Origin of the sequence: Streptomyces cellostaticus (genome assembly GCF_023630175.1) — a bacterium.
GTDB lineage: Bacteria > Actinomycetota > Actinomycetes > Streptomycetales > Streptomycetaceae > Streptomyces > Streptomyces cellostaticus_A.
Map to the genome: position 1 here is coordinate 161,815 of NZ_JALLIN010000008.1, position 11,258 is coordinate 173,072.

At 73.4% G+C, this 11,258-nt stretch carries 7 protein-coding genes; all 7 read right to left on the reverse strand.

Annotated elements, in window-relative coordinates; translation table 11 throughout:
- Nucleotides 1-41 precede the first annotated feature (41 nt).
- Nucleotides 42-1,538, reverse strand: coding sequence for a D-ribitol-5-phosphate cytidylyltransferase (locus MXD57_RS07685; protein ID WP_250400555.1), 1,497 nt, complete (start codon nt 1,536-1,538; stop codon nt 42-44).
- Between the two features lie 211 nt (nt 1,539-1,749).
- Nucleotides 1,750-2,913 carry a hypothetical protein gene (locus tag MXD57_RS07690; protein WP_250400556.1) on the reverse strand — a complete coding sequence of 388 codons (1,164 nt, stop codon included), beginning with the start codon at nt 2,911-2,913 and terminating at the stop codon, nt 1,750-1,752.
- A 112-nt stretch (nt 2,914-3,025) separates the two neighbouring features.
- On the reverse strand, nt 3,026-4,579 hold the full coding sequence (locus MXD57_RS07695) for an alkaline phosphatase D family protein (protein ID WP_250400557.1): 1,554 nt from the start codon (nt 4,577-4,579) through the stop codon (nt 3,026-3,028).
- A gap of 420 nt (nt 4,580-4,999) precedes the next feature.
- Nucleotides 5,000-6,448, reverse strand: coding sequence for a GTPase ObgE (obgE, locus tag MXD57_RS07700; protein WP_250400558.1), 1,449 nt, complete (start codon nt 6,446-6,448; stop codon nt 5,000-5,002).
- A 116-nt stretch (nt 6,449-6,564) separates the two neighbouring features.
- Nucleotides 6,565-6,819, reverse strand: a complete 255-nt coding sequence (gene rpmA, locus MXD57_RS07705; protein ID WP_018846648.1) for a 50S ribosomal protein L27 — start codon at nt 6,817-6,819, stop codon at nt 6,565-6,567.
- Nucleotides 6,820-6,833: 14 nt separating this feature from the next.
- Nucleotides 6,834-7,154: a 50S ribosomal protein L21 gene (gene rplU, locus MXD57_RS07710; protein ID WP_004931419.1), complete on the reverse strand. Its 321-nt coding sequence runs from the start codon at nt 7,152-7,154 to the stop codon at nt 6,834-6,836.
- 232 nt (nt 7,155-7,386) lie between these two features.
- A partial coding sequence (locus tag MXD57_RS07715; protein ID WP_250400559.1) for an Rne/Rng family ribonuclease occupies nt 7,387-11,258 on the reverse strand: 3,872 nt, incomplete at its 5' end.

Here is an 11,258-nt window from a genome sequence, read left to right on the forward strand (position 1 = left end):
GCGCAGAGGCCTGAATTCCCGAAAGCTATTTACCGCGATTATTACACGCCGTCCTGACGGTCCAGCACCGTGGCGAGAGCCTGCTCGAAACCGGAGGCCTTGGCGGCGCCCGCGGTCGGGTCCTGCTGGCGGACGTCGATGACGTGGCCGGTCAGCTCCGACAGCAGCACGTCCAGGGAGGTGCGGGCCACCGCCTCGGAGGAGAGCAGCGAGCCGGCCGGCTCCTGGCCGAACGCCTTGGTGCGCATCGGGGTGGCGGTGCGCTCGGGGTTGATGCAGTTGACGCGGATGCCCTCGGCCGCCCACTCGTCGGACAGCGCCTGGGTGAGGTTCACCATGGCGGCCTTGGTGGAGGAGTAGAGGCTGTACTCGGCACGGCCTCGGGTGTAGCTGCTGGAGGTGTAGAGCAGGAGCTGGCCCTTGGTCTCCGACAGGTACTTGTAGGAGGAGCGGGCGATCTGCACCGGGGCCAGGTAGTTGACCTTCAGCGCCTCCTCGATGGTGGCGTTGTCGGTCTCGGCGAGCTTGCCGATGCGCAGCACGCCCGCGGTGTTGACCACGTAGTCGATCCGGCCGGTCTCCGCGTACGCCTTGGACAGCGCGTCGTCGACCTCCTCCGGGTTCTCCACGTGGGTGCCGGTGGTGGAGCGGCCCAGCGCGTACACGGAGGCACCGTAGGACTCGGCGAGTTCCGCGATGTCCTTGCCGATGCCGTAGGAGCCGCCGAAGATGACGACCGTCCTGCCGGTCAGCAGCTCGCGGTAGGCCTCCTCGCCGTTCTGCTCCGGGGCGGCCGTCGAGGCGAGCTGGAACAGCTTGTCGGCGATGAAGACGTCGACCGGCTGGGTCACCTTCATGTTGTACTCGTCACCCGCGACGACGTGGATCGGCACGTCCGGCAGGTACTTGAGCACGACGGAGCAGTCGTCCGTGGCCTGGAAGTTGGGGTCGCCGGAGGCGACCTCGTAGGCGCGGCGGATCGTGGACAGCTTGAAGGCCTGCGGGGTCTGGCCGCGGCGCAGCCGGGAGCGGTCCGGGATCTCGGTGATGAACTCGCCGTCCTCGCCGTGCGTGCGCGTGACGATGATCGTGTCCGCGGACGGGATGGCCACGTCCACGGCCTGGAAGCGCTCCAGCGCGGTCACGCAGTCGTCGATGACGCGCTGCGAGAGCAGCGGGCGCACGGCGTCGTGGAAGAGGACGTTGCTGTCCTCGCCCTCGGCCAGGCCCTCACCGAGGGCGGAAATCGCGCGCTCGGTGGTCTCGTTCCGGGTCGAGCCGCCCTCGATGACCTTCTTGACCTTGGTGAGGCCGGCCTTGGCGACGATCTTCTCGACGTCCGGCACATAACCGGGCGCCATCAGCACAATGATGTCGTCGATCGAGTCGGCGTTCTCGAAAGTGGTCAGCGTGTGCTCGATGACTGCCTTGCCGGCGATCTTCAGCAGCTGCTTGGGGATCGAAAGACCCACCCGCTGGCCGGTGCCACCGGCCAGGACGACTGCGGTGGTTCGGGGCTTGGCTATGTGCTGTGACACAGGCTGACCTACCTTGGGGCGACAGGGAACGTTCGAAATGGTCCCACTTCGGGTAACCGCTGTGCAAGGTGAGTGACGTCCCATGCATATGTGCGCGCCACCTGTCATTCACCTTGCGCCCCCGGTGATTGGGCGACGGCCTCCGCGAACCTCCGTGGAATTGCTGTGAGTAAGTCCACAGGTCTCTCACGGGCCCCGTCGGGAGGGGTGTTCAGCGGCGCCGCAGCCGTTTCAGGCCACGGTGCCCGAGGACCCGGAGGAGCTCCCTCGACGGCGTCCGGTGGACCCCGCGCGCGCCGGCGGTCCCCGCGCCCCCCGCGGCGGCCGCCGCGAGTGCTCCGTACAGTGCCCGAGCCGCCGCTTCCGGGGCGAGCCGGGGCTCCTGGGGCGACGGTACCGGCTGCTCGGGCACCGTGGACAGCGGGCCCGGGTCGCCGAGGACCCGGACGCCGAGCGCCCCGATCCGCTCCGCCGCCGAGGCGCCGATCGCGGCCGCCGCCTCGGCCGCCCAGCGGGGGGTGGCGATCCTCACGTCCGCGGGCGCGGGCTCGTAGGTGTTCTTCATATGCGTCACGGCGCCGTTGCGGACCAGCCGGGAATACAGCCCGTCGGGCAGCCCATTGCCACGGAATTCGACGTTGAGGTTCCGCAGCATTTCGGTCTCGGCCAGGGTGAGGGATCGATTCACGGTGTCCGGAACCGGCCGCAGCAGATTCTCCGGCAGTCCGAGCAGTGCCTCGAAGGCGCGGTTCAGCCCGCCGCGGTCGCGGTCGTCCACCACGACGACGGTGACCCGTCCGGGCCCGGCGGCCCGGGCCCACCGTGCCACGAGCCGGTCGTGCCGGTGACGCCGCCAGAAGCTGGGGGTGGGCCGGTCGTACGGCGGCTTGCGCAGCATGTGCTCCAGCCAGTCCTCGTATCCCATGCGCAGGCCGTTCTGCACGTACTGCTGCCACTGCGAGGGCATGATCCTCGCCAGCGGGCGCAGGGTGACCAGGACGTGCACGCGGTCGCCGCCGAGCTGCCCGACGATCCGGGCGATCGTGGCGTCGTCGGGGGCGTCGGCGAAGAACTCGCTGCTGATGACCGAGGTGCTCGCCCCGGTGGCCCGCACCCGCTCCAGCAGCCGGGCCCAGTGCCCCTCGGTGGGCACGGTGTCGCCCATCATCCCGGGCCGGCCGCAGGCGGCGAGGGCGGCCTCCATGGGGTGCCTGCTGTGCGCGGGGAAGGCCACGCCGTGCTCGCCCATCCGCTCGCGCGCCGCGAACAGCGCGCCCTGGACGGCGGTGGTCCCCGTCTTGTGCGGGCCGATGTGCAGCAGCCGGGTGCCCGCGGGCAGTGGCGCGGGGATGTCGCTCGTGCGGTCCGTCTCCATGGTCAAGGGACGGTAGGAGCCCTGCCTGAGGACGGGCTGAGCGGAACCTGGGACCCGGATGAGTCCCCGGGCCCCGCTCGCACCGGTCCACGGCGCGCCCGGGTGGCCCGCGTCACACGGTCCGGACGCCGGGCTCGTCCGACTCCACCCGCAGCCGCGCCAGGGTGCGCGCGCCGGACCGCGGCGTCAGGACCGTGTCGACGATCCGGACCTGGGCGTCGAGATGGGAGCGGCCGATGTCGAAGAGGTGGTAGCCGCGATGGGCGTCGATCACCTTCCAGTGCGGGTTGTCCGCCTTCAGCGGGTCCCACTGGGCGTGGAAGGCCGCCTGGTCCTGGTCGCCGTTGCTGGAGACGGAGGTACCGACGAACTCGGCGCCGACGACGGCGGACCCGGGGTCGGCGAAGTCCTCCCTGAGGTCGCTGATCATCGTCAGGTGCCGGTCGCCGCTGAGCACGACCGGGTTGCGGACCCCCGCGAACTCCCGCAGCAGGGCATTGCGTTCGGCCTGGTAGCCGTCCCAGGCGTCGTAGTACCAGAGCTTGCCGTCGCCGGGCAGCAGGTCGGTCTCGGCCATCATGATCTGCGAGGCGACGAGGTTCCAGCGGGCCGGTGAGCCGTGCAGCCCGTCCAGCAGCCACCGCTTCTGCGCGGCCCCGAGCATGGTGAGCGACGGATCCTCGGCACCGGCCGGGCTCGTGGCCTGGTCGCTGCGGAACTGCCGGGTGTCCAGCACGTTGAGCCGGGCCAGGCGCCCGAAGTCCAGGCGGCGGTACATCTGGATGTGCGGGCCGTCCGGGACGGCGGTGGCGCGGACCGGCATGTGCTCGTAGTAGGCCCGGTACGCGGCGGCCAGCCGGGCCGTGAACGCGTCGTGCGACTGCTTGCCGGGGTCCTGCGGCACCTCGCCGGCGTAGTCGTTGTCGACCTCGTGGTCGTCGAAGGTGACGACCCAGGGGGCGTTCGCGTGCATCGCGGCGAGGCCGGGGTCGGTGCGGTACTGGGCGTAGCGGTTGCGGTACTCGGCGAGGGTGTACGGCTCCCCGATGCCCTCGTGCCGCCGTACGGCCGTCGCGGACGGCGTGGACTCGTAGATGTAGTCGCCCACGAACAGGACGACGTCCGGGTCCTGGGCGAGCATGTCGGCGTACGGCGTGAAGTAGCCGTGCTGCCAGTTCTGGCAGGAGGCGAGCGCGACGCGCAGGGCACCGCCGCGCCGGTGGGGGTGCGGCGCGGTGCGGGTGCGGCCGGTGGGCGAGAGCTGCCCGCCCGCCCGGAAGCGGTACCAGTACCGGCGGTCCGGGCGCAGCCCCCGTACGTCCACGTGCACACTGTGCCCGAACTCGGGACGGGCCTGGGCGGTGCCCCGGCGGACGGTCCGGCCGAACCGCCCGTCCTCGGCCAGCTCCCACTCCACCGGGACGGTCGTGTCCGGCATCCCGCCGCCGTTCAGCGGGTCGGGGGCGAGCCGGGTCCACAGCACGACGCCGTCGGGCAGCGGGTCCCCGGAGGCCACGCCGAGGGTGAACACGCCGTCGGGCAGCGGGGTGGCGGCGGCGCGGGCGGTGCCCGGCAGCCAGAGCTGGGCGGAGGCCGCGGCGCCGAGGACGGCGGCGCCCGCGGTCAGAAGGCGGCGCCGGTCGGGCTGCGGTGCTGCACCGGTCATTCGGCTGACTCCCTTGCCACACGGACCTCTTGGGCTTCACTCGCGGACCCTCGCAAGCTCCCACGGCCGGACCGCCCGGCCGTCGAACGGCAGCATTCGCGTGCATGACAAGTTGGCGGACAGCAGAAGACCCGCCGCGGCACCGGCTCCACAGGGACAACGTGGGGGTGCCGCGGCGGGTCACGAGAAGTCAGAAAGGTTCCCGGCGCTTGACGTTCAGGCCAGGGGTCCGGCGCGTGAGTTCAGGCCGGGGGCCCGGCCTCGGGACCGCCCGGTCGCCACGGCGACATGACCGTGCGGCCCGGACGGGACCGAAGTCCCGCTCCGGGCCGCACGGTCCGGCTCACCGGGGAGCGGCGGGGGCGGCCGGCCCGGCGCCGGGGCCTCTCCCGGCGCACCCGGCCCCGCGTCCGCCCGGTCCTACTCGAACGGGTCGAACTCGTCGTACTCGCGCAGCGCCTCGTCCCGCTCGGCCTGCCGGTCGCGCCGCCGCTGGGCGGCCGGCCGGGCGGCGTCGAAGCGGTGGTCCTCACCGCGCCGGCCCAGCATCTCGGCGCCGGCCATGGCGGTCGGCTCCCAGTCGAAGACGACCGCGTTCTCCTCGGGCCCGATGGCCACGCCGTCGCCGACGCGGGCGCCCGCCTTCATCAGCTGGTCCTCGACACCGAGGCGGTTGAGCCGGTCCGCGAGGTAGCCGACGGCCTCGTCGTTGTTGAAGTCGGTCTGGCGCACCCAGCGCTCCGGCTTCTCACCGCGCACCCGGAACACCGGCTCGCCGCCGACCTCCTCACGGGTGACCGTGAAGCCCGCGTCGTCCACGGCCTTCGGCCGGATGACGATCCGCGTGGCCTCCTCCTTCGGCCGTGCGGCCCGTGCCCTGGCGACCAGCTCGCCGAGCCCGTACGTCAGCTCCTTCAGGCCGATGTGGGCCACCGCCGACACCTCGAAGACGCGGTAGCCGCGCTCCTCCAGGTCGGGGCGGACCATCTCGGCGAGGTCCTTGCCGTCCGGCACGTCGACCTTGTTCAGGACGACGATGCGGGGACGGTTGTCGAGGCCGCCGTACTGCTTCAGCTCCTCCTCGATGATGTCCAGGTCGGAGACCGGGTCGCGATCGGACTCGAGGGTCGCGGTGTCCAGCACGTGCACCAGCACGCTGCACCGCTCGACGTGGCGGAGGAACTCCAGGCCCAGGCCCTTGCCCTGGCTGGCGCCCGGGATCAGGCCCGGCACGTCGGCGATGGTGTAGACGGTCGAACCGGCCGTGACGACACCGAGGTTGGGCACCAGGGTGGTGAACGGGTAGTCGGCGATCTTCGGCTTGGCCGCGCTGAGCACCGAGATCAGCGAGGACTTGCCGGCGCTCGGGTAACCCACCAGGGCCACGTCCGCGACCGTCTTCAGCTCCAGGACGATGTCCCGCAGGTCCCCCGGCTCGCCGAGCAGCGCGAAACCGGGCGCCTTGCGGCGGGCGGAGGCCAGCGCCGCGTTGCCGAGGCCGCCCCGGCCGCCCTGGGCGGCGACGAACGAGGTGCCCTGGCCGACCAGGTCGGCGAGCACGTTCCCGGCCTTGTCCAGGACGACGGTGCCGTCCGGCACGGGCAGGACCAGGTCCTGGCCGTCCTTGCCGGAGCGGTTGCCGCCCTCGCCGGGCTTGCCGTTGGTGGCCTTGCGGTGCGGGGAGTGGTGGTAGTCGAGCAACGTGGTGACCGACTGCTCGACGGTCAGGATCACGTCGCCGCCGCGGCCGCCGTTGCCGCCGTCCGGGCCGCCGAGCGGCTTGAACTTCTCACGGTGGACGGAGGCACAGCCGTGGCCTCCGTTACCCGCGGCGACATGCAGCTCGACGCGGTCCACGAAGGTGGTCATGGTTCATGCCTCCAGAACTACGGTGATGTCTCTTGCGTAACACGCGAAAGGCGGACCCGCCTTCCCGACCGGGAAGTGAGGTCCGCCTCGCGAAAGGTTCGAACGGAACGCTCGGGTCAGGCGACCGGAACGACGTTCACGACCTTGCGGCCACGGTGGGTACCGAACTCCACCGCGCCGGGCTGCAGCGCGAACAGCGTGTCGTCGCCGCCACGGCCGACGCCGGCGCCCGGGTGGAAGTGGGTGCCGCGCTGGCGGACCAGGATCTCACCAGCGTTGACGACCTGACCGCCGAAGCGCTTCACGCCGAGCCGCTGGGCATTGGAGTCGCGACCGTTCCGGGTGGACGATGCGCCCTTCTTGTGTGCCATTTCTCCTCAGTCCCTTACTTCGCAGCCGCGGGGATCTCAGTGACCTTGATCGCCGTGTACTGCTGGCGGTGGCCCTGGCGACGGCGGTAGCCCGTCTTGTTCTTGTAGCGCAGAATGTCGATCTTCTGGCCCTTGTGGTGGTCCACGACCTCGGCCTGGACCTTGATGCCGGCCAGCACCCACGGGTCGCTGGTCACAGCGTCGCCGTCGACAACGAGCAGGGTCGAGAGCTCGACCGTGTCGCCAACCTTGGCGGTGGAAATCTTGTCAACCTCAACGATGTCGCCGACAGCAACCTTGTGCTGGCGACCACCGCTGCGCACGATGGCGTACACGCGGATCTCACTCTCTCGCTCGGGAACGGCACCCCCGCAGTCCAGCCGCCCGGGCATGGACACGGACAGCCTCTCCCGGCCACCGAGGTACCCGGGAGGAAGAGGTTTACGGGGATGTGGCGTGCCAGTCGACACGCCGACGGTCAAGGGTACGGGGCCACGGCCGAAGGGGTCAAACCGGGCCCGGCGGGTGTGGGGCCGGTCACGTGGACCGGCCCCACACCCCAGGGCGTCAGCCCTCGTCGCCGGCGGGGACCGTGGCGGTCTTCTTCGCCGCCGTCTTGGCGGCGGCCGTCTTGGCGGTCTTGGCCGCCTTCTTGGCCGTCGTCTTCTTGGCGGCCGTCTTCTTCGCCGCGGTCTTCTTGGTGGCCGCCTTCTTCGCCGTGGCCTTCTTGGCGGTCTTGCGGGCCGTCTTCTTGGCCGGAGCCGCCTCCTCGACGGCCTCCTCGGCCACCGGGGCCCCGGTCACCGTCGCGGCGGCGGCCGTGGACTCCTCCGGCGCGGCCGACGGGACGACCGTCACGGCCGCCTCCGCGGACGCGGTCGGCGCGGTGGCCTTGCGCACGGCGCGGCGGCGCGGGCGGGCCGGGGCGGCGCCCTCCGCCTCCGCGGCCGGCGCCGGGGCCTCGGCCGCGGGCTCCTCCACCGGGGCGGCGGGCTCGGTCTCGGACACCGTCAGCACGGCGGCCTCGGCTCCCGCGGGGGAACCGGCGGGCGCCGACACCTTCCGGGTCGCCCGGCGGCGCGTACGCCCCTTGGGCGCGGCCTCCTCGGCCACGGGCCCGGCCTGCGGCTCGGGGACCGTCTGGTCCTCGGCGGCCGCCGGCTCGGCCAGCGCCTCGGCGGCAGGCTCGGGCCGCACCGGGAGCGCCGCCGCCTCGTCGGCGGTGACGTCCTGGGCGGTCGGCGCGGAGGCGGCCGGGGCCACCTCCGTCCGCGGAGCGCTCCCGGTCTCCGGAGCCTTGTCGGCCTTGTCGGCCTTCGGGGCCCTCTCCGCCTTCGGCGCACCCGCCGGCGCCGAGGCCCGGCGGCTCGCGCGGCGGCGGGACCGGCCGCGGCCGGCCGCGGCCTCCGCCTCGGCGACGCTGCTGTACAGCTCCTCGTCCGGCGTGAAGTCCGGGCCGGGCAGCGCGACGGGCTCGGCGAGCTCGGCGGCCACCTCGACGGCGGTCTCCGCCTCGGGCTCGGCGGCCTCGCCGCTCTCCCCCGCCACGGCGGCGGTCTCGTGCACGTGCTCCTGGGCGTCACCGCCGCGGCCGCGCTTCTTGCGCTTGCCGCCACCGCCGCCGCCGGCCACGGCCGGCTGCTCCATGTGGACGATGACACCGCGGCCGTTGCAGTGGACGCAGGTCTCGGAGAAGGACTCCAGCAGCCCCTGGCCGACCCGCTTGCGGGTCATCTGCACCAGGCCGAGCGAGGTCACCTCGGCCACCTGGTGCTTGGTCCGGTCCCGGCCCAGGCACTCCAGCAGGCGCCGCAGCACCAGGTCCCGGTTGGACTCGAGCACCATGTCGATGAAGTCGATGACGATGATGCCGCCGAGGTCGCGCAGCCGGAGCTGGCGCACGATCTCCTCGGCCGCCTCCAGGTTGTTCCTGGTGACCGTCTCCTCGAGGTTGCCGCCCTGCCCGGTGAACTTGCCGGTGTTGACGTCGACGACGACCATCGCCTCGGTACGGTCGATCACCAGCGAACCGCCGCTCGGCAGCCAGACCTTGCGGTCCAGCGCCTTGGCGAGCTGCTCGTCGATCCGGTAGGTGGCGAAGACGTCGACCTCGCTGGTCCACTTCGACAGCCGCTCGGCGAGGTCGGGCGCCACGTGCGAGACGTAGCCGTGGATGGTCTGCCACGCCTCGTCGCCGCTGACGACGACCTTGGAGAAGTCCTCGTTGAAGATGTCGCGGACGACCCGGACGGTCATGTCCGGCTCGCCGTAGAGCAGCGTCGGGGCGTTGCCGCTCTTGGCCTTCTTCTGGATCTCCTCCCACTGCGCCTGGAGCCGCTCGACGTCACGGCGCAGCTCGTCCTCGCTCGCGCCCTCGGCGGCGGTGCGCACGATGACGCCCGCGTCCTCGGGGACGATCTTCTTGAGGATGGTCTTCAGCCGGGCCCGCTCGGTGTCGGGCAGCTTGCGGCTGATGCCGGTCATCGAGCCCTCGGGCACGTACACGAGGTAGCGGCCCGGGAGGGAGACCTGGCTGGTCAGACGGGCGCCCTTGTGGCCGATCGGGTCCTTCGTCACCTGGACGAGCACCGACTGGCCGGACTTCAGGGCGGCTTCGATGCGGCGCGGCCCGTTGGCCATGCCGAGCGCCCCGAAGTTGACCTCACCGGCGTAGAGGACCGCGTTGCGGCCCTTGCCGATGTCGATGAAGGCGGCCTCCATCGACGGCAGCACGTTCTGGACCTTGCCCAGGTAGACGTTGCCGACGTACGAGGTCGACTGCTCCTTGTTGACGTAGTGCTCGACCAGCACGTCGTCCTCGAGGACGCCGATCTGGGTGCGCTCGCCGTGCTGGCGCACCACCATCACGCGCTCGACGGCCTCCCGGCGGGCCAGGAACTCGGCCTCGGTGATGATCGGGACGCGGCGGCGGCCCTGCTCGCGGCCTTCGCGGCGGCGCTGCTTCTTGGCCTCCAGACGGGTCGAGCCCTTGATGGACTGCACCTCGTCGGACGGCTCGGCGGGCTTGCGGGGCTCGCGGACCTTGACGACCGTGCGCTCCGGGTCGTCGGTGGTCGGCTCGGCCTCGCCGCCGCTCTCGCCGGCGCGGCGGCGACGACGGCGCCGGCGGCGGCTGGAGCTGGAACCCCCGGACTCCTCGTCCCGGGCCTCCTCCGCGTCCTCGTCCTCCTGCTCGGCGGTGTCCTCGGCGTCCTGTGCCGCCTGCTCGGCGGCCAGTTCGTCGGAGTCGGTGTCCGCGCCCTCACCGGCCTCGCCCTCGGCGGCGTCACCGCGACGACGACGGCGGCCGCCACGGCGGCGACGGCGGCGCGAACCGGACTCCTCGGAGCCCTCGGCCTCCTCGCCCTCGTCCCCCTCGGCGAGGTCCTCGGCGGACTCCTCGGTCTCCTCCGCCTCCACCTGCGCGGGCCGCGTCTCCTCGGCGGCACCCCGGCGGCGACGGCGGCGGCGCGCGCCGGCCTCGGCGCGCTCGTCCGCGGACGCCCCGGTCTCCTCCTCGGGCTCCTCCGTGCCGGCGGCCTCGGCCGCGGCCTGGGCGGCGGCCCGCTGCGGGGTCTGGAACTGCGGCTCGGCGAACACCGGCGCCTGGAACACGGCCACGGCGGGCCGGGCCGGGCGGCGCGGCGCACCGGCCTCGTCGGCCTCGGTCTGCGCGGGTGCGGCGAATCCGGTCGCGGCCTGCCGGACGACCCGGCGACGGCGACGCGGGGCGGCCTCCTCGGCGGGGGCCTCGGCGGCGGCCTTCGGCGCCTCGGGTGCCTCGGCCCCGGCGGCGGGAGCCGTCGCGGGAACCTCGGTGGCCTCGGTCGCCTCGGTGGCCTGCGGCTCACCGGCGGGCGCGGAGGCACCGCGGGTGGCGCGGCGGCGGGTGCGGCGCGCAGCGGCCTCATCGGCGGCCGGGGCGGCCGGGGGCTCCTCCGCCACGGCCTCCGCCTCGGCGGCGGCCGTCACGACGGTCTCGGCGTTCTCGTCGGCGGCCTTCGGCGCCTCGGGCGCGGACGCACGGCGGGTCGCCCGGCGGCGGGTACGGCCGGCGGGGGCGGCCTCCTCCGTCGCGGCGGGAGTCTCGGCGGCGGCCGGGGCCTGAGCGGCGGGGGCGGCCTCGGCGGCCTCGGGGGCCTCGGGGGCCTTCGGCTCACCGGCGGGCGCGGAGGCGCGCCGGGTGGCACGGCGACGCGGGCGGGCCGGGGCGGCGGCTTCGGTCGCGGCCTCGGACTCCGCGGCCGCCGCCGTCTTCGCCTCGGTCTGCGCGGGCTGGGTCTCGGCGGCGGTCACCACGGCCTCCGCCTCGGCCGGGGCCCCGGCGGGCGCGGACGCACGGCGGGTCGCCCGGCGGCGGGTACGGGGCGGTGCGGGTTCCTCGGTGGTGCCGACGGTCTCGGCGGCCTCCGCCGGCTCGGCGGAACCCGCGGCCTCGG